Source organism: Photobacterium halotolerans DSM 18316 (genome assembly GCF_000425165.1).
Classification (GTDB): domain Bacteria; phylum Pseudomonadota; class Gammaproteobacteria; order Enterobacterales; family Vibrionaceae; genus Photobacterium; species Photobacterium halotolerans.
This window is the reverse complement of sequence record NZ_AULG01000022.1, coordinates 1-19078: the sequence shown is the minus strand read 5'-3', so window position 1 is coordinate 19078 and position 19078 is coordinate 1. Positions and strand designations below refer to the sequence as shown.

The 19078-nt window shown below is 49.8% G+C and carries 13 protein-coding genes; 10 read left to right on the top strand and 3 right to left on the bottom strand.

What is annotated here, in order from left to right; genetic code table 11:
- Nucleotides 1–3 precede the first annotated feature (3 nt).
- Nucleotides 4–1221 (bottom strand): AAA family ATPase, encoded by a 1218-nt coding sequence (locus H511_RS0105565; protein ID WP_027251412.1) that lies wholly within the window; start codon nucleotides 1219–1221, stop codon nucleotides 4–6.
- Nucleotides 1222–2511: 1290 nt separating this feature from the next.
- Between H511_RS0105565 and H511_RS0105555 the strand changes: the two genes are divergently transcribed.
- The 3 genes from H511_RS0105555 to H511_RS0105545 all read left to right on the top strand — a co-directional run bounded on the left by H511_RS0105555 (nucleotide 2512) and on the right by H511_RS0105545 (nucleotide 9331).
- The gene (locus tag H511_RS0105555) at nucleotides 2512–4515 is read left to right on the top strand and encodes a replication initiator protein RctB domain-containing protein (protein WP_027251411.1); all 2004 of its coding nucleotides are present in this window, start codon (nucleotides 2512–2514) and stop codon (nucleotides 4513–4515) included.
- Nucleotides 4516–5127: 612 nt separating this feature from the next.
- On the top strand, nucleotides 5128–6216 hold the full coding sequence (locus H511_RS0105550; protein WP_027251410.1) for an efflux RND transporter periplasmic adaptor subunit: 1089 nt from the start codon (nucleotides 5128–5130) through the stop codon (nucleotides 6214–6216).
- Nucleotides 6203–9331 (top strand): efflux RND transporter permease subunit, encoded by a 3129-nt coding sequence (locus tag H511_RS0105545; RefSeq protein WP_027251409.1) that lies wholly within the window; start codon nucleotides 6203–6205, stop codon nucleotides 9329–9331. Before H511_RS0105550 ends, H511_RS0105545 begins: the two co-directional genes overlap by 14 nt.
- A 249-nt stretch (nucleotides 9332–9580) precedes the next feature.
- Here H511_RS0105545 and H511_RS22675 read toward each other — a convergent pair whose 3' ends face one another.
- The gene (locus H511_RS22675; RefSeq protein ID WP_155804811.1) at nucleotides 9581–10276 is read right to left on the bottom strand and encodes a hypothetical protein; all 696 of its coding nucleotides are present in this window, start codon (nucleotides 10274–10276) and stop codon (nucleotides 9581–9583) included.
- Nucleotides 10277–10418: 142 nt separating this feature from the next.
- On the opposite strand from H511_RS22675, the gene H511_RS25090 reads away from it, so the two are divergent.
- The 4 genes from H511_RS25090 to H511_RS22670 all read left to right on the top strand — a co-directional run bounded on the left by H511_RS25090 (nucleotide 10419) and on the right by H511_RS22670 (nucleotide 14400).
- Nucleotides 10419–10553: a hypothetical protein gene (locus H511_RS25090; RefSeq protein ID WP_272926492.1), complete on the top strand. Its 135-nt coding sequence runs from the start codon at nucleotides 10419–10421 to the stop codon at nucleotides 10551–10553.
- A 338-nt stretch (nucleotides 10554–10891) separates the two neighbouring features.
- Nucleotides 10892–11389, top strand: a complete 498-nt coding sequence (locus H511_RS0105535; protein WP_036758896.1) for a copper resistance protein NlpE — start codon at nucleotides 10892–10894, stop codon at nucleotides 11387–11389.
- Nucleotides 11390–11722: 333 nt separating this feature from the next.
- Complete coding sequence (locus tag H511_RS0105530) at nucleotides 11723–12469, top strand: PEP-CTERM sorting domain-containing protein (RefSeq protein ID WP_161441986.1); 747 nt, start codon at nucleotides 11723–11725, stop codon at nucleotides 12467–12469.
- 329 nt (nucleotides 12470–12798) lie between these two features.
- Nucleotides 12799–14400 (top strand): putative bifunctional diguanylate cyclase/phosphodiesterase, encoded by a 1602-nt coding sequence (locus H511_RS22670; protein ID WP_081669201.1) that lies wholly within the window; start codon nucleotides 12799–12801, stop codon nucleotides 14398–14400.
- Here the strand turns inward: H511_RS22670 and H511_RS0105515 are convergent.
- Entirely contained in the window at nucleotides 14397–15212 is an 816-nt protein-coding gene (locus H511_RS0105515) for an AraC family transcriptional regulator (protein WP_027251405.1), read from the bottom strand. The genes H511_RS22670 and H511_RS0105515 overlap by 4 nt on opposite strands.
- Nucleotides 15213–15417: 205 nt before the next feature.
- On the opposite strand from H511_RS0105515, the gene H511_RS0105505 reads away from it, so the two are divergent.
- The 3 genes from H511_RS0105505 to H511_RS0105490 form a co-directional block, all read left to right on the top strand.
- Nucleotides 15418–15960, top strand: a complete 543-nt coding sequence (locus H511_RS0105505; RefSeq protein ID WP_027251404.1) for a 3'-5' exonuclease — start codon at nucleotides 15418–15420, stop codon at nucleotides 15958–15960.
- A gap of 242 nt (nucleotides 15961–16202) precedes the next feature.
- Entirely contained in the window at nucleotides 16203–17966 is a 1764-nt protein-coding gene (locus tag H511_RS0105500) for a sulfatase-like hydrolase/transferase (protein ID WP_027251403.1), read from the top strand.
- A gap of 646 nt (nucleotides 17967–18612) precedes the next feature.
- Nucleotides 18613–19078: Hcp family type VI secretion system effector (locus H511_RS0105490; protein ID WP_036758922.1), on the top strand; the 466-nt coding region annotated here is incomplete at its 3' end.

Genomic DNA, 19078 nt, shown 5'->3' with positions numbered 1-19078 from the left:
CTGTTATTTCTCCTGGTTCAAATTGGCCCAGTGACTATGCATGACACGTTCCAGTTCAAGGCCAACCCGCTGAATCGCATCCTGGGCAGTCGATAAGGTTTTTTTACCGCCTTCAAAATCAGAGGTCGTCAGATCAAAAACGGTGCTGTAAGTATCTGCGCAGGTTTCAAAAGCACGGCTGCGAGGCACTGTTGCCATCATCACCTGCTCCTGAAGCAGATAGTTCATTTCGGTTAATACAGAGACCTGTTTTTTATTATCATCTTCGAACATGGTAGGGATCAAACGGATAAACTCCAGGCCATGCCAGTCTTCCGGGAACATTTCATAAACCGTTGGCAAATGCTGGAAGAAATTCACCGTAGATGCCCAGTCAAGTCGTTTGGCCGCACAAGGGATCAGCAGCGCATTTGACGCATACATCGCATTCCACACCAATGGATCGATGTGCGGACCTGTATCAATCATGATGACATCGAATTCATCTTCTATCTGATCGATGACCCGCTCTTTCAGCAACTGCACAATATCCAGATTCTGATTTACAGCCAGATCCTGCCAGGCATCAGCATTGAACATGGCGTCTTCCGGGAAGGCAGCAATGGTTTTCAGGTTGGGGTACTGGGTTGGCATAACCACATTATTCATCAGAAAGGCTTTGTCCGTTGCCTGATCTTCCGGCACATTTCCCAGCATAACGTCAACAGCGGAATAAATGTTGTCCTGATCGCCAACACTGATTTGCGGATTCAGAAACAGACGAAGAGAGCCTTGCGGGTCCAGGTCGATTAAACAAATGCGGTAACGCTTATCCAGATCCAAGGCCAGGCAAGCCGCCAAATGAACCGCGGTCATTGATTTGCCTGTGCCACCTTTCTGATTCTGCACATTCACTACCCAGGGCTTACGCTTGCCGGTTTGGCGCTCGTGAAAGGCAGGGCGCTCTGCCGCATCCATCAGCATATGTGCTTCATTCAGCGTAATGGAGTAATGATTGGCATTATTTTTAGTAAATTGATGTCCCGCTTCTTCCATCCGGGCAATTGCTTCATCTAACTTACGACGGGTCAGGCCGGAACGGGTTTCCATCAGTGCTTTTGACATAGAGGGAAAGTGATCATCCCTGCGCTCTTCCAGCACAATTTCAATTCGGTCCGCCTGAACCTGTTTTGTCTGCTCGGCTATCTTAAGCAAATTTTCTATTGTTTCTACCCGATTCATCTTATTCATCACCCTACAGAGTATTTGTCAAAATTGTACAACATAAATATACAAAAACAACAAAAAGCTGAACAGCTCACTGTGATAAAGATCTCAAGTAAAAACCATGCCAGTTCGGATAAAAGCCGCACGAATTAACAAAAACCTTACAAATTAGTGCGTCATTTCTGGCTGTTATGATTCATATAACAAGCAATAAATTAAAATGTCACAGTGTCACAAATTTACATTGTAAAGCCAATAAGCCCGATTTTGGCTGGAAGCCTGAAAAAAGATGGCTAATCTACAGTAACTGTCATTTCAACCCGAAAATCGCCAGGATGAGCTCAATAAATCAGAGCAGACGCACCGAAAAAGGCGATAGCATGAGGCCAGCGTGAATAATGGAGCAAAAATAAGCACTGTGCCTTGATCATGCTTCTGGCATTATTTGCTGTTTACGCAACAATGATCAAGGAGAAAGGCGGCTAAATAGTAAGCGGAAAAAGGGGTTCCCAAAGCAAAGAAAGATCGGATCAATGATCAAGATGAGGATCCTCGTCAGGTATCAGGTCCAATACCTGCGGAAGCATAGTGAAGTACCGCTAATTTACGGTGAATGCCCGATATACCTGAATCAAATCGGGTGGTTAACCCTGCAGATGGCAGCGATTTGTTCAACCACCATCACAATCAGTAGGTTGAAATGACAAAACTGACAGCTTGATCATTTTTCCATTACCGGACACATATAAAAGCGCTCTGTTATTACGGTGATTGTCTTTCCGAAATCGATGAAATTGACAGCAACGGGAAAGAAGCAGGCGCACAAAACAGATTGCACCAGGTCCAAAAGCTATTACTTGATCATCGTTCTGGACCGGCAAACAAGGAAAAGACCTGAAAAAGAGGAGTGAAGAGACAATATTGCTCGCTGACAGATCATCCTCACGGTATAACCCTGTGGATAACCTGTACAAACACATTGATCATTGTTCTGATAGCGCGTTGATCATACTTACAGAGCGTTAATGATCATGGTTCTGGGCCTTGTTTGATCATGCTTACAGAAATATCATGATCACCACTCCGAAAGCGCATTGATCATACTTCCGGATCGTGTAGAAAAATACATATTTACAATCAGTAAGTTATGGTGATTTCGTTACACGGATCATAAGATCACACTATCAGTTAGATCATTAAAATCAAAAAGATCATTATTAAAAAGCGGCAATAAAAAAAGCTTTCTTTCTCAGTATTTTTTTATTATTCTTTCCGGAAAGATGGTCAAATTACGGCGAATGGCAAATGAAATCTACGGTTACGCGTGATGAGAAATATGATGAAAAGATCCTGATCTCAGCTCCCCGATCACACAAAGACGGACACTTGTTTGCCATTCCCACCGCGCTTGTCGACTGGCTACCTCAATACCAGCATTTCAAAGGGGTGACCAAAAGCATTATCGAATTACTGAACCTGATCTCCTTACGTGGCTTGTCCAGCCAGGACGGCATAGTATCAACCACTGAACTGGTGGAAGCCACTGAAGGCCAGCTTACCCGTGCTGCCATACAACAACGTTTACGTGCTGCTGTGAGTATCGGTTTATTCAACCAGCAACCGGTACGCTTTGAAGAAGGGCTGGCGGGCAAGACCATGCTGCATCACTTCATTAATCCGGCTCTTTTGATTTCTCAGCTGGGCACTGCCAGCCTGCAGTCAGCCCAAAGTAAAGAGCAAGAAAAACAAAAACGTTCCAAAGCGTTAGCTCAGAACCAGGTCAATAAACGGTTATTGAACGAATATGGCCTGGGCACACCGCCTATGATGCCCGACGAAGCCGATCAGATTGTTGTCTCACCCACCAGCTGGGCGGGCATCATTGATCAGGCGCTGGCACCGCCACGCACCAAAAAAAGCTATCAGAAATCTATGGTAGCAATCTCTGGCACACGCGCCATTATTGAAACACGATCTTCGAAAGCGATCATGACGGTAGACGACATGATGACGCTGTTCGCGCTGTTTACGCTGACGGTGCAATACCATGATCATCATTTGTCGGATTATGAGCTGCAATCCCGGCACATGAGCAATAAAACACCGATTTACATCACAGACATTCTGGCACTGCGCGGAAAAAAAGACAGTGGACCGGCCCGTGATTCGATCCGGGAAAGTATTGACAGGATCGAGTTCACTGATTTTCAGCTGCATGAACTGACTGGCCGCTGGTTAAGCGAGAACATGCCGGAAGGCTTTAAAAGTGATCGTTTCCGTTTTCTGGCCCGAACCATAACGGCGTCGGAAGAAGCGCCGCAGGAAGGCGAAGATGGCGAAATCCGCATCAAGCCGAATCTGTACATTCTGGTCTGGGAGCCTTCGTTTTTTGAAGAGCTGCTGACCAGGGACTATTTTTTCCTGTTCCCGCCAGAGATTCTTCGCCAGCATACTCTGGTCTTCCAGTTATATACCTTCTTCCGCAGCCGGATGTCGCGCCGGGGCCATGACAGCATGCTGCTGAGCGAGCTGAACCAGAAACTGGCCCGTAATATTGAATGGCGCCGTTTCTCTACCGATTTGATCCGCGAGCTGAAAAAGCTGGCTGAAGGCAAGGTGACTGAGTCGCTGTTTGCCGTCAACCTGTGGGGTTATCACCTGACGATCAGTCCGGCTGAAGGCAAGGCATCGCGTTATCAGGATTATAATATTGAGATTAAATGTGATGCCGATGAAGTGATCCGGTTTTCGCGGGCCAAGATGCACAACGAAGGCAAACGATCAATGGCACCCACCATGCCCAACCCGCTGCGCAATGAGATCCTGCCCCGTCAGGAACTGGATCAGCTGTCTGAGATCATTGACGGCGAATTTGAACCGATCCAACGCAAAGAGGGCCGGCCAAAAGGGCGCTTAGGGCGACGGGTTAAATTGCGAAAGCACCTGGTCGAGATCAATGCAGATGAGCTAACCATTGTGTTGTCTAAATATACCTCTCAGGAGGCCTTACAGCGCAGTATCACAGCGCTGTCTGCCATGTCCGGTCATCCCGTCAGTGTGATTACCGAAGAATGCCAGGCCTTTATGGAGAAGCTTGACTGGCTGCGTGTCAGTGGCGAGGTGATGCCATACGAAACCCTGAGTAAAACGGTCGAATTGTTTAACAGTCAGCATGATGAGCGGCATCTGTCGATAGAAAAGCTGATCTCAGGATTAGCCGTACGCCGTAAGGTCTGTAAGCTAGTGTACGAAGGACATATCAATGATCAGGTACTGACAGCGCTGGATGATATTGCCAGCGGCAGATAGGAAGCAAGATCAAATATTTCAGTCAAATCTGAGTCAAATCAATATGTTTTGACATTGCGATGACATTAGGTGCACAAAAAAAGCCAAAATGAATCTTGATATAACCTTTGTCCCTTTCGATGAGAAAGGTAACCCCTGGCAAGGATGGCGGGTCAGTTATCTTGTGAGTCTCTCGAAAATGCAATATGTGAGTTTGTTGCGAGCCCGTCCCGGCTCGCTTTTTTTTATCTGTTTTTCAGGCCACTGAGTATGCCATGCCCTTGAAGATATGGCATGAGCATTGCGTTAAGCTATCTCACAGGCCAGCCGTAGCATCTTTTCTCAATGCGCGACAGCCAGAGAACAGATACTGCTTTATTCCCCTGCCTTGATCATCTTTCCTGTTGAAATGACTGTGTTGATGGATGTCTCTGATTCAATGAAGTGACATTTTCATAGTGATTAATCTTGTTGCATATAGGTTTTACACTGTAAACCGGGTCTGTCACTTCTCTGTGTTCACTTCTGTTACCCTCGTTACAATTGACAACACGTCAAAAAATCGCTGCTGGCTATACTTAACTGGAATCGACACATCATTGCTGTTTCGCCTTTTTTCACAGGAGCACATGGATGAAAGTCACCCTGCTCGTTGGCGCTGTCTTGCTGCTGGCTCTGGCCCTTGGCATCGGCTACACCGAATACCAGCGACGTGCTCAGACACTGGTGAAACAGTCACGACCTGTCCCCAATGTGGTGGTTCAGCCGGTAGTGCGGCAGAACGTTGCCCGTCTTGTCGAAGCGCTTGGTACGGTGAAATCACGCGAATCCGTACAGATCACCGCAAAAGTGACAGAAAAAGTCGATCGGATCCATTTTGAAGATGGTCAGCAGGTGAGGGCGGGGGAGTTACTGCTCACACTGACCTCGGGTGAACAACAGGCTAAAGTCAGGGCCGCTCAGGCCAATCTGGATGAACAGCAACGGGAATACCAGCGCATTGAAGGTCTGGTTCGTCGCAATACAGTGGCACGTTCTGAGCTGGATAAACTGCGGACGGGGATTGAAGTGGCCAGAGCCATTCTGGCCCAAAATCAGGCCGAACTGGAAGCCCGGACCATACTGGCGCCCTTTTCCGGTGTACTGGGGTTCCGCCAGATCAGCCAGGGCGCCTTGGTGACGCCTGGTATGGTGGTCACCACCCTGGATGCCCTGGATACGGTTAAACTGGATTTTTCTGTCCCTGAACGCTTTCTCGGCCAGATTAACCCTGGTGCTCAGGTGGAAGGAAGCGTCGCCGCTTTTCCCGACCAGATTTTTTCCGGCAGGGTTGCCACGGTCAACAGCCGGGTCGACCCTCAGACGCGGGCCGTCGAGGTGCGGGCCAGAGTCGATAATCCTCAGTTATTATTGCGGCCCGGAATGCTGATGACACTGGCGCTGACATTAGAATCCCGTGCCGGGCTGGTGGTTCCTGAAGAAGCTGTGATCCCGCGTCAGGCAGAACATTTTTTGATGGTGGTCAATGGTGACAGTGTGGTTGAACAGCGGTTGGTTGAGCTGGGCTTCCGCAGTCGCGGTGAAGTGGAAATTCTCAGCGGCGTGCAGCAAGGCGAGCAGGTGATCACCCGGGGAATGGATAAAGTCCGGCCGGGACAGACAGTGACCACTCAACCTGTGGAACATTTTACCTTCCGGGAGGCTGTCCATGTTTCTGACTGATCTGGCTGTCCGGCGGCCTGTATTTGGCTCTGTGATCAGTTTGCTCTTAATTACCTTCGGGCTGGTCGCCTATGAAAGGCTGCCGCTGCGTGAGTATCCGGATATTGATCCGCCAATTGTCACTATCTCAACCAATTACCGGGGGGCATCGGCGGCAATTGTTGAAAGCCGGATCACCCAGATTGTCGAGGATCGGGTGTCTGGCATTGAGGGGATCCGCAATATCAGTTCCACCAGCAGTGACGGCCGGTCTGATGTGACGTTGGAGTTTGGCATCGGACGGGATATCGACGCCGCCGCTAACGATGTGCGAGATCGTATTTCCGGTATTCTCAATAACCTGCCGGACGAAGCGGATCCGCCTGAAATACAGAAAGCGGAAGGCAGCTCAGAAGTCATCATGTGGCTCAATCTGGTGTCAGACCGGATGGATACCCTTGAGCTGACGGATTACGCCAACCGCTATCTGGTCGATCGCTTCTCTGTGCTGGACGGGGTGGCAGCGGTGCGTATAGGGGGCGGTAAAGAGTATGCAATGCGGATATGGATAGACAGGCAAAAACTAGCTGCCCGCCGGCTGACGGTGTCTGATGTGGAAAATGCGCTCAGGGCCGACAACGTTGAGCTGCCGGCTGGATCAATTGAATCAGAAAACCGCCAGTTTTCTATCCGCACCCAGCGCAGTTTTCTCGGCCCGGCGGATTTTTCCCGTCTGGTGATAGGTATAGGTGAAGACGGCTATCTGATCCGGCTGGCGGATGTGGCAAAGGTTGAGCTGGCGGCGGAAGAAGAAAACATTATGTTTCGCGGTAATACGCAGGACATGATAGGGCTGGGGATTAACCGGCAATCGACCGCCAATACGCTAGAAGTGGCAACCGCGGTGAATGCGCTGGTCGCCCAGCTCAATCCGACCCTGCCGGAGGGCATGGAGATCAAAGAATCCTATGACTCCTCGGTATTTATTCAGGCATCGATCGATGAGGTGTATAAAACCCTCTTCATTGCTCTGATTCTGGTCATCATTACGATCTACCTGTTTCTCGGCAGTGTCCGCGCCATGCTGATCCCGGCCCTGACTGTGCCTGTGTCTTTGATCGGGACTTTCATTATTCTCTATGCTCTTGGTTATACCATTAACCTGCTCACCCTGCTGGCGCTGATTCTGGCCATCGGGATCGTCGTCGATGATGCCATTGTGATGCTGGAGAATATTCACCGTCGTATTGAACTGGGCGAATCACCGCTGAAAGCCGCTTTTTTGGGAGCGCGGCAGGTCGGTTTTGCTATTGTCGCCACCACAGTGGTGCTGATCTCCGTGTTCCTGCCGATTGGTTTTCTGGAGGGCGATCTCGGTAAATTATTCCGGGAATTCTCGGTGGCCATGAGTACCGCGGTGATCCTGTCTTCACTGGTGGCACTGACACTGACCCCTATGATGGGGTCGAAAATTATGCAGCAGGTCGAAACTGAGCCCTGGCTGGTGCGTAAGGTCAGTGCTGTGCTGGGGGCGGTGACTGATTTTTACCGCGCATCGCTGATGAACTGGCTGCGCCGGCCTTATCTGATCATCGGTATTCTGGTAGTGATGCTGTGCGGCAGCGTCTGGCTGGCAACCCGTATCCCGACGGAGTTTGCGCCCCGGGAAGACAGAGGTGCAATGTTTATTCTGATCAATGGCCCTCAGGGCGCCAGTTTTGAATACATGCAGCCCTACATGAGTGAGATTGAGCACAGGCTGATGCCAATGGTGGAGAGCGGGGAAATCATGCGCTTGCTTGTTCGGGCGCCGCGTGGCTGGGGCCAGCTCGAAGACTTCTCTAACGGTTTTGCCATTGTGGTACTGGAAGACTGGGATGAGCGACGCAATGCGTTTGTGATCATTCGTGATATTCAGCAGCGCCTGAGTGATCTTGCCGGGGTGTCGGCATTCGCCGTGATGCGCCAGCCATTCGGGCGCGGTGTTAATAAACCGGTGCAGTTTGTGATTGGTGGTGGTACCTATGAGCAGCTTGCCCAGTGGCGTGACATTATCATGGAGCAGGCCGCGAACAATCCCGGACTGGAAGGTTTGGATCATGACTACAAAGAAACCAAGCCTCTGCTTGGCGTGGACATCAACATAGAGCGGGCAGGGGACTTAGGTGTCTCGGTAACTGAAATAGGGCAGACGCTGGAATCTATGCTGGGCTCCCGGGTCGTGACCCGCTACGAATGGCGCGGAGAAGAATACGATGTGCTGATCGAAGGCCAGCCGGAGCGACAGAATACCCCGCAGGATCTCAGCAATCTGTACGTGCGTTCAGGGCATAATGGCGAGCTGATCCCCTTATCGAATCTGGTGACTGTGTCTGAGTATGCTGACGCCCCAACTCTGAACCGGTTCAACCGGATCCGTGCGGTCACCATAGAGGCTAATTTAGCTGATAATTACACCTTAGGAGAAGCATTAACCTACCTGAACGGACTGGTCAGGCAATATTTACCTGCCGACGCGGTGGTGAACTATAAAGGGCCGTCGCAGGACTTTCAGACTGCCAGCCACTCAATTCTCTTTGTGTTCGCCCTCGCGCTGGCGGTGGTGTTTCTGGTGCTGGCGGCCCAGTTTGAAAGCTATATTCACCCGCTGGTGATCATGCTGACGGTGCCACTGGCGACCTTCGGGGCTTTGCTGGGACTGTATTTTACCGGTCAGACCCTCAATATCTATTCGCAGATAGGCATCATTATGCTGGTGGGACTGGCGGCGAAAAACGGGATATTGATTGTCGAGTTTGCCAATCAGTTGCGCGATCAGGGCAAAGCTTACCAGGACGCAGTCATTGACGCGGCCTGCGCACGCCTGCGTCCGATTCTGATGACAGCCATCACCACGGCTGCCGGTGCGGTTCCTTTGATTCTGGCGACCGGCGCCGGGGCAGAAACCCGGATGGTGATCGGGATAGTGGTGCTGTGCGGTATCAGTGTTGCCACCTGCTTTACTTTGCTGGTGATCCCTGTGGTGTACCATCTGCTGGCCCGTCACACCAACAGCCCGGAATTTGTCACCCGCCAGCTGGAGAAAGAGCTGGCGCAGGACAATACTGTGCTGTTGAAGAAGAAACGGCTGGGGTGAGCCGGCGTAACAGCTTGCGGAAAAGAACGGCATCTCAGACTTGGGGATAACAAAAACTCACAATGCAGCCATAACTTTCGCTGCATTGTGAGTCACATGTTCATAAAAAGCGGCGCTACTCAGAGACCGTCTTGCCCGGTCCATGACCAGCCAGGGTACTGCACGCCATTCACTGTGGCATTGTTGCCCGAAATGATCGAATGGGGCTTATCAACCGCTTTCCAATTGTCCGCTGTTGAATGTTCTAACTCAAAGACCACATTGCCCCAAAGATCGTAGGGGCCGGAGACTGAAGAATTGCGATAGGCGCCAAACAGGGTTTGTCCCCCCCATCATCAAATGTGCCACTGAACTCTGCCGGTTGATATCTACCGCCGCTTTACTCCAGATCATCAGCACGTTTATCTGGGTGCCATTATCGCCCAGGAAATAGCCGTTGCCTGACACTTGTACCGAGTTAAACTGGTTGGCTGCGCTGGACTGGGCGGAGGAGGTGTCGCTGACATTGAGGGCATGTAGCTGATTACTTTCTTTAAAGTCGGCAAACGAATTGCCCGCCACCCGGATCACATTGCCTGTCATATTGGTCACGGTCAGGCTGCTGCTTTCACTGACGGTAAATTGTTCCAGCGGGGTGTCTGTCGAGCTGATGGCATCCGTGGTGACTTTATCCAGCGTCACACTGCTGTTGGCCTTAGCCTGCACAGCAGGTACATCGATGGGCACTGAAATGTGGATATCCCGCAGCGTGACGGCTGCAGACTGGATGATAATGGCCGCACTGGACTGCACTTGCTGATCCAGCACAATAGCACCGCTGCGGGTGTTATCACTGGTGAGCTCAATTCCGCTCTGGTCAATGAGCAGCGGGCCCTGGCAGTGGCCAGTGATAGTTATTTTGATCGGACCGGCGAGCCAGATTTTGTTTTCGAGTGCACTTTTCAATGCATGGGGCCTGCGGTGGCAATTGATTGACAGCTGCTTGGTTTTCTTGCTGTTGAGCCTGCTGTCTGCACTGTGGTTGCTTTGTGTGGAGGCTGGCATTGCTTCCGCAGCCAGCTGTTTTGCATGAAGACTGGGTGAAACCATGACGGAAGCGATGAAGGCCGAACTGCACAGAGAACAGGCGAAACCCTTCACGAGCCGCGGTCTTGATATAAACATAAAAAATCCTTTTTCCTGTGGGATGAAGACGCTGGTGGATAATGAGCCTGTTGAATAAATCCACCCATGTGTAAAGCACTCTCTTTATTCATGGGTGTGCATATATTAATGACTGTGAAAGTTTTTTCTTTTGCTATGAAACGATTTTAAGATCAGTGCAATACAATTTTGTCGACCGGATGGCGCAGTTAACCCAGAGTTTGTGGGAGATGCGGTTATTTACTGCTTTCACCGTTTCACCCGGCATGTCGGGATTCACCCCTGCAGTAAACGGAAAGTCGGGCACTTTTCGGGTATTTATCAGTCCAACACCTCATCAAGGGCCCCTGAAAGACTTTTTGCCGACCGTTTGGCGAAGTCGGGCCTTATTGAGATGGCTCAGTATCAGGAGAAGGTATGAATACAAAGCGACTCTTGTCTCTTGCGATTAGTCTGGCTCTGGCGGGTGCGCTGGCAGGCTGTGATAAACCCGCGTCCGAAAGCGAGATGTCATCAAATGCTGCACCTGCTCAGACGCAGGTGGCCGATCAGCAGGCGACAGCCTATGTGGACACTGAACATAATGCCCGTAATTCGCTGGACTGGAATGGCACTTATGTCGGCACCATCCCCTGTGCAGACTGTGAAGGTATTGAAACTGTTCTTGTACTGGATCGGCAGGGGACATTTGAACTGACTGAAACCTACCTGGGTAAGGATGGCGAGCAGTTTTCCGATCGGGGAAAATTTAGCTGGAATGATGCCGGTAATACCATCACATTAACCAATGACAGCGGCGAAGGCATTCAGTTCTTTGTCGGAGAGAACCAGTTGTTTCGGCTGGATCGCCAGGGCCAGCGTATTACCGGGAGTCTGGCTGAGATGTATGTGCTGACTAAGCAACACAGCCAGTGATAAGCACGGCAGCGGTGCTTTATCGCCTGCCGGGTTTCTACCGCTGGATCTTTGTCTGTTAAATCGCCCTTCATATTGCTGTTTCTTCAGACAGTCAGATAAGCAAACCTGACTGTCTGATTTCCCGTCAGAGAAATTTACACTCTGTGTCCAGATTGCCTCTTATCGTGTCGGTGTTTTTTACATTGTTATATTGATGCTGAAAAAACTTGCTGATTTTCATTGGCTTATGTTTTGGCATGTAAGATGCAGTGGTTCATACGCACAAAAAGATGCGAACACAACTGCATCAACACAAATTAACACGGCATAACACAATTAGGGAGCAAGATGATGAAATCACTTATAAAGGCAGGGGTAGCAGTCCTTGCACTGCTGGGTGGTTCGATGAGTGTGTCGGCGGCACAAATCGACTTCACAGACGGTGCTTATTCGGGTCTGAATGGCAACCAAACCGGCACTGTCGGCGGAATAACGTTTTCGTCGTACCGTTATTATGTCCCTGGTTTGTTTCAGGATGGCATTATCACTGACGATCAGTCACTGGTTAATTTGTCACACAGTGGGCAAGGTATCGGCGTCAACAGTATTTCTGATGGTGGCCTGATCGACAGTGCGCTGTTGCTTGGCGACGATAACTTCAAAGTGGATGGTCATGAGTTTCTGGTGCTGAGCTTTGACCAGCCTTCAACGGTGCAAGGTTTATTCCTGAACAATCTGAGTTTGCTGGAATCCGCGACCGCTTATCTGATAGACGACGGTTTCCCGGAATTTGAACTCAACATCAATACCAATTTACTGGGGATTGATGATTTACTGTCTGCTCTGACACCAAACGAGCTGAATTTCCAGGGTAATTACTGGGATCTGGATGGTGAAGACAATGTCAGACACATTATTCTGTCGGGCGTATTGCTGTCAGATTTTTATCTGGCCGGTATTGACTATATGATTTCCGGCGGGCCAGGTAACCCGATTCCAGAACCTGCCGGTTTGTTGCTGCTGACAACAGGTTTGGGCCTGCTGGGCTGGCGCTTACGTCGTAAGGGTGCCGGGCAGCAAGCGCCGTTGCTGGCTTAAAACGTGTTCAACACTACCTTTTGATATCTGTTAAATGTTTTGATGTACCGGCGATGCATGATGCTCGCCGGATTTTTTCTGTAATCGACGCAAGGAGTTGCATCGATATCACGAATTAGTCAGCAAAGAAGTGCCACATGAAAGGGAAATTTGCCTAAAATGAAAGTGTCATTTTCACGTAAATGTGATCGTGTTAACTAAATAAGTCTTGTCGCAGAGCCAGAACATAAAATGGCCGCAATAAAACAAAACAGCACTATAACAATCACATATTTTCCCGAGTTGGCGATGGACGTGACGGTGATAATTTGGGACGAGGTAATCCATTTATGAGCCATTCTGCGCAGGGTAGGGCTGGTCGTGAGGCTAGCTTGCAATCGCTGTTTCATTCAATGTTCCTGAAGCGAACCTTGATCAAACTTGCTGTTTTTGCAGTCATCTGGCTGCTTCTTGCCAGCCAGTTTGAATTTTTTGAGCGTTTTACGCTTTGGGTTGATCAATATCATCAATTCGGACTGGGGGCGCTCATCTCACTTGTGTTCGTTTTGCCTTTTGCTCTTGTGGCACTGAGCTGGCGACGGCTCAGTCAGATGAACCACATGCTGAAAGCCGGTGAGCGGGATAAGGCGGCCATGTACAAACTGGCAATGCATGATTCTTTAACCGCACTGCCGAACCGGCTTTATTTTTCACAGCAACTTGAAACAGCCCTTCAGCATGCCGGCGATAATGATGCCTGTGTTGCTGTATTAATGATGGATTTAAATAAATTCAAGCAGATAAATGATGCATATGGCCACATTGTGGGTGATGAACTGCTGGTGGCAACGGCCGGGCGTCTGAAACATTTGCTGCGCATGCATGACACCATTGCCAGGCTGGGCGGGGATGAATTTGCACTGATCCATGTTGGCGGGCAGGAGCCGGATGAAGCCTCGGCCCTGGCGTCCCGTATTATCAAAGCGATGTCTGAACCTTACCATATCCGCGGGCAGCAGATTCTGGCGGGCGTGAGTATTGGTATCGCCATGTCCAATCATGATATTGAACCTGTCGATCTGTTGCGGGCCGCGGATACAGCTATGTACCGCGCCAAAATGGACGGGGGCTCGACCTTTTGTTTCTTCGATACCCGAATGGACGAGCAGTTAAAACAAAGGCAGCTACTGGAAAGAGACTTACGTAAAGCCATGGCGCAAGACTTGCTCGAACCTTATTATCAGCCGGTGTTTGATCTGAAAAACAGCCAACTGCAAGGATTCGAAGCTTTGCTGCGCTGGCGTCATCAGCGCGAAGGTATGGTGTCTTCTCAGGAATTTATGCCTGTTGCCGAGGATGCCGGGTTGATTCAGGCGCTGGGTGACTGGGTGCTGAAGCAGGCGTGTATGGCCGCGAGGGATTGGCCGGAAGAAATGAGCATTTCAGTCAATATTTCCGCCCAGCAGCTGAAACCGGACACTTTCTGCCAGACTGTACTGGAAGCGCTGCAGGAATCCGGACTGGAACCAGGACGCCTTGAAATAGAACTGACCGCAAAAACCGTCCAGCAGGATCCACCGAAAGTGCGGGCCATGATGCATGATCTGAAGCATATAGGTGTCAGTCTGGTACTGGATGATTTCGGTAACGGGAATGCCTGCCTGACTATATTGCGCGATTTCCCTTTCGATAAAGTAAAAATTGCCCGCGCATGTGTGGGTACTCTGCCGGGCTCAGACGCTAACAAGGCGCTCATTCAATCCGTTGTTGGCATGAGTGAAAGCTTGGGGGTTAAGGTCGCTGTGGTCGGGATTGAGGATGACGTTCAGCTCTCGACGGTAAAATCACTGGGCTGTCAGCTCGGTCAGGGGTTCCTGCTAGGGCATCCGCTCAGCAGACATGCGGCCGGGCGCTTGCTGGTGGGTTTACCGGATAAAGCCGTGGGCAGTTAAATCCGGCTGGTGTGCTGCTTGTGCGACTGGGCCCGGATCTGCTTTTGTCTGTATTGTTCTGGTGTGCATTGCGCATGCCGTTTGAACAGGTTAATAAAAGGCGAAGCCTGGTGATAACCTAAGGTCAGTGCGATTTCTTTTACAGACAAACCTTTCCTCAATAAATGCAAAGAGTAGATAAATTTTCTCCTTTGCCGCCATTCAATGAAACTCATACCGAGCGTATCCTGGCAATGCCGGGCTAGTGTACGCTCAGAGGTATGCAGTTTTTCTGCCCACGCCGCCAACGTTGTGCCGTCGGTTGGATTTTTTTCCAGCGTACGCAGTATGGGCTGCAGAAGTTTGTCTTCACTGCTGGGCAGAAACTGGTCGTGAATACGGGTGTGCCTGAGCTGATCCAGCAAGACGTCGATCAGACGCTTATCTTCAGCGGTTTCCGCGATCTGCAGCTGGCGGTCACGCAGATCATTGACTATCGCTTCTATGATAGGGTTGACCTCCAGCAGGCAGGGAAAGTCCGGCAGCGATGTAGCCAGCGGCTGAATCAGGTTCATTGAGCAGTAATTCATGCTGCGACGCATATAGCTTTCGTGCTCTATGCCGGGCGGTATCCATATCGCGTACTGCGACGGTGATAAAAAGCGTTTCCCTTCAGCGTTTAACTCCAGAATACCGCCACTGATTAACTGTAATTGCCCCCAGGGATGACTGTGTTTGGGAGTGGTTGTATGAGGAAGAAATGCCTGATGGCCGAAAAACACCTCGCCGGGCGGGTTGTTATCGTCAAACAGCGGGCGATAGACGTTTTTCATTGCGCGATCCTTTCATATAAGCCTTCACAAGAGTAATTCTGATCGGCTGCTGTTGGCAAGGGGCTGAAGCCGGCCGCCATACATGCTATCCTTCGCCGCTTTGTTCAAAGCTAATAGTGCAAAACTCAATAATCATCCGTGTTGGTAAGTATTTACTATCAGAGCTGATGATTATGAAGTTTGGTATGACGGATAATGGAAAATCATGAATTTTAACCGCATCGTTTGTTTTGATCTTGAAATGTGTTGCTGGAATGAAGACGGTATCGCTCGCACCGGCGAAATCATTGAGATTGGCGTGGCTGAACTGAACCTTGAAAAAGGCACGATTTCACGTCGGGCGCAATACTATGTTCAGCCGGAGAACGACGAAATATCGCCATTTTGTACTGAACTGACGGGTATCAAGCCAGAAGTTGTAGCGCAAAACGGCAAGCCCCTGGCCAGTATTCTGTCAGCGATAGAGCAAAAATTCGGTGGCCGCCATAAAATTTATGCGGCGTGGGGGCGGGACGATGCCATCCTGCGCGCCGAGTGCAAAACAAAAGATCTGAACGTGCCTTTCAGGGAATACCTGAACCTGGCAACCCTGTTTAAACTGCAGCCGCACGTTAAAAACAAGCGCATCGGGTTACGGGCCGCCATGAGCATGAGCGGACTGGAGTGGGAAGGCCGTCAGCATTCAGGCTATGTTGATGCCTATAATCTGGCCCGGTTAGCACGTGTGATGCTCTGCCCGTCTGAGTAAGGGCTGCCGGTAAGCTGGCACTAACCTTTAGGTGCAGGTAGCAGTGTGTGATGATCTGTTGCCTGTGCTTTTTCTCTTCTCTTCTCTTTTCTTTATTCCTCTCAATCCCTTTTATTGATTACTGTCTCCCGGATCGACAACAGGACAAAATAGTGCTTTGTGGATTATTTTGACTTCCTGCCTGGACGAGCTTAAATCAAATAAGTACCCGGATATCTTTCTCAGAAAGAAGGGAAGCGACTATGTCTGCCAGTCACAACCGTCGGAGCTATGCATCAAACGCCGCACGAAACGCCGGGCAAAACGTGCTAATGATAATGGTGTCAGTGGCTGTGGTTGTGGGAGTGCTGTTATTTCTGACCCGGGATGTCTTCTCTCAACTGATTTTTCTCAGTCAGTCAGAAAATCCGGTGCGTAATGTGGCGATATTTGCTGCGCTCTGGCTGTTAGCCATCGCATCGTTAAAAGCGGTGTTAACGGCCAGACTAACGGCCGTGCATGTATTCTGGAATCTGTTTCTTACCCTGGTTGTGCTGGCCCACTTATCCCTGCTTTTGATACTGGCTGATAACCTGACACTGTTCGATATCAGGCGGATGTGGATTGAGCGCGGTGAGGCGGGTGCAGCTTTGCTTTTTTACTGGTCAGAGCTTCTTCTGCCTCTGCTGATTGCTGTGACATTCAGTCTGTCTTTATTCAGAATCAGAGCCTGGCTGCTTTCTCGATATTCTCCGTCCTCCTCCTGCGTTGCCGCAGGGTTCCCTGTGTTTGTTACAGGGATACTGGCTGCCATGGTGGCGATGAAAGGCCCGACAGCGGCGCAGGGGATGGCGGGCGTTTATATCCTGCCCGGCTTGTTAAGCGTGATACTCTTCGAGCAGATTGCGGATGAACGACCAGAGCGACGGCCGGTCACGGTCGCCGCCGGTAACCCCTTGATCAGCAATGTTATTGTTGTCATGGATGAGAGTGTCAGTGGTGATTTTTTCGGGCAGGATACAGATTATTCGCTTGTGCCAAGTTTAAAGGCGCATGCTGATGCTGTGATCAATTACGGTGTCGCAACTTCGGCACATAACTGCAGCAGCTATAGTAATGCTGTGCTTCGCTGGGGAGTCGTCCCCGGCGCCTTTGAGCAAGCCTTACAATTGCCGACTATCTGGCAATACAGTCAGGCATCTGGCTATACCAGTACCTATATTGACGCCCAGAAACCACCGGGCACACTGGCCAATTTCATGAATATTGATGAGCTGAGCTTCATCAATCAGGTAAAGCAGCTTAATGTCGAGCAAATTGAAAGGCATCAGGCATTCATGCGGATTGATTTCGATATTGTCGATCATTTAGTGTCGCTGGTGGCCGATGATAAGCCAGACTTTATTTATATCAATAAACTGGGTGTGCACTTTCCCTATGAGGGGAAATACCCTGCCTCCTCGGCCAGGTTTCAGCCTGCGATGGCGTTATTTGAACCTATCGGTCACAGCGATCGCCAGGCTCTGATTAATTCCTATAAAAATGCCATTGCCTGGAATGTGAACGGCTTCTTTGAGCGTTTGCTCAACAGCATTGATTTAGATAATACGGTGGTGATTTATACCTCTGATCACGGACAGGATTTACTGGAAGAAGGCAAAGGGCTGCTGACCCATTGCAATCGTAACAGCGGCTCTGCCTATCAGGGGATGGTGCCTATGCTGGTGCTGACGAGACATCCGCAACTGCGGCAGCGATTTGAGTCATCGCTGGCGGAAAACCGCCATCAATTGTCGCATTTCAATGTGTTTCCCACTGTGCTTGAAATTCTGGGGTACGATCATGATTTTGTGAAGCAGCATTACGGTGATGCCATGTTTTACCCGGTGGAACGGATCGGGAAATTCTATACCAGCGAATTATTTCTTCCTGAACATGCCCAGCACGACTATGAGTGGAAAAGCGTACCGTTGCCAGCACCTTCCCGGTTAACCTCGGGGGCGCTTGTCAGTCAGCAGGCTGACTGACAGGGATTTCCTGCCTCATGGCAAAAAACAGGTAGCCGTTCACTGAGAGCATGTTGACACACGCTTTTTGTGACCACGTTAACTTGATCCGCACGACATCTGTTGATGTGGCAGGAAAGTCGTTCCGAATGTAAAACCCTACCGCCATCATCAGATCTTTGATTTACCGGATGCGAGCTACAGTGTGATCGAGCATATGTAAGATCCAAAGCATGTTAAGTAATGCCTTTGTACTCTCCTTGACTGCTTGTTTCATCATTACAGCACGCTCAATATCAAGGGGGACAGTTATTGGCTCTCTGGATCAGCAACAAACCATGGATGAATTCGATCACGGGCACCCAGGAGCATTTAACACGATGACTTCAGTTACTGGACAGCTATATGAAGCGGTTTATTCCTGAAATGGCCGCGGAATCTCGGGTTAAGGCCTCTATAACGAAAATTCGTAAAGAAGTTGCTAAGAAATTAGAAAATTTTCCAAAAAGTCAGCAATAAAAATGGGTTAAAAATTCACTAAAAATTGCAAGTTGCTGTTTTTAAATGAAATTAAATGTTGGCACGGTGGTTGCTATGTATTAGTCATCGCAAAGAGCAGCGTTATGTTCTACTTATTGAAATGACTAAAATTTAAGGGAAAGTGATTATGCCAACTCCAGCTTATATGTCTATCCACGGTGAAACTCAGGGCCACATTACGAAAGATGCTTACACGGCCGATTCTGTCGGTAACACCTGGCAGGAAGCGCACGTTGACGAATTCCTGGTTCAGGAACTGGACCATGTTCTGACGGTGCCTCGTGACCCACAAAGCGGTCAGCCTACAGGTCAGCGTGTTCACCGTCCAATTATCGTGACCAAGCAGCAAGATCGTACTTCGCCATTGCTGTTCAACGCATTGGTCAGCGGTGAGAAGCTGCCAGAAGCTTACATCAACTTCTACCGCACGTCGACGCAAGGCAAGCAAGAGCATTACTACACCATCAAACTGATTGATGCACTGCTGGTTGATATGCAAACCCGTATGGCGCACTGCCAGGATGCATCGACCTCTGACCGTGTGGTTGAAGAAGTGCTGAAACTGACTTATCGCGCCATTGAAGTGACTCACG

Coding starts and splice junctions, on each gene's coding strand:
- H511_RS0105565 (WP_027251412.1), bottom strand. CDS start 1,221: ATGAATCGGGTAGAAACAATAGAAAATTTGCTTAAGATAGCCGAGCAG.
- H511_RS25090 (WP_272926492.1), top strand. CDS start 10,419: ATGACGGAAGCGATGAAGGCCGAACTGCACAGAGAACAGGCGAAACCC.
- H511_RS0105535 (WP_036758896.1), top strand. CDS start 10,892: ATGAATACAAAGCGACTCTTGTCTCTTGCGATTAGTCTGGCTCTGGCG.
- H511_RS0105555 (WP_027251411.1), top strand. CDS start 2,512: ATGAAATCTACGGTTACGCGTGATGAGAAATATGATGAAAAGATCCTG.
- H511_RS22670 (WP_081669201.1), top strand. CDS start 12,799: ATGAGCCATTCTGCGCAGGGTAGGGCTGGTCGTGAGGCTAGCTTGCAA.
- H511_RS0105500 (WP_027251403.1), top strand. CDS start 16,203: ATGTCTGCCAGTCACAACCGTCGGAGCTATGCATCAAACGCCGCACGA.
- H511_RS0105530 (WP_161441986.1), top strand. CDS start 11,723: ATGAAATCACTTATAAAGGCAGGGGTAGCAGTCCTTGCACTGCTGGGT.
- H511_RS0105550 (WP_027251410.1), top strand. CDS start 5,128: ATGAAAGTCACCCTGCTCGTTGGCGCTGTCTTGCTGCTGGCTCTGGCC.
- H511_RS0105505 (WP_027251404.1), top strand. CDS start 15,418: ATGAATTTTAACCGCATCGTTTGTTTTGATCTTGAAATGTGTTGCTGG.
- H511_RS0105515 (WP_027251405.1), bottom strand. CDS start 15,212: ATGAAAAACGTCTATCGCCCGCTGTTTGACGATAACAACCCGCCCGGC.
- H511_RS0105545 (WP_027251409.1), top strand. CDS start 6,203: ATGTTTCTGACTGATCTGGCTGTCCGGCGGCCTGTATTTGGCTCTGTG.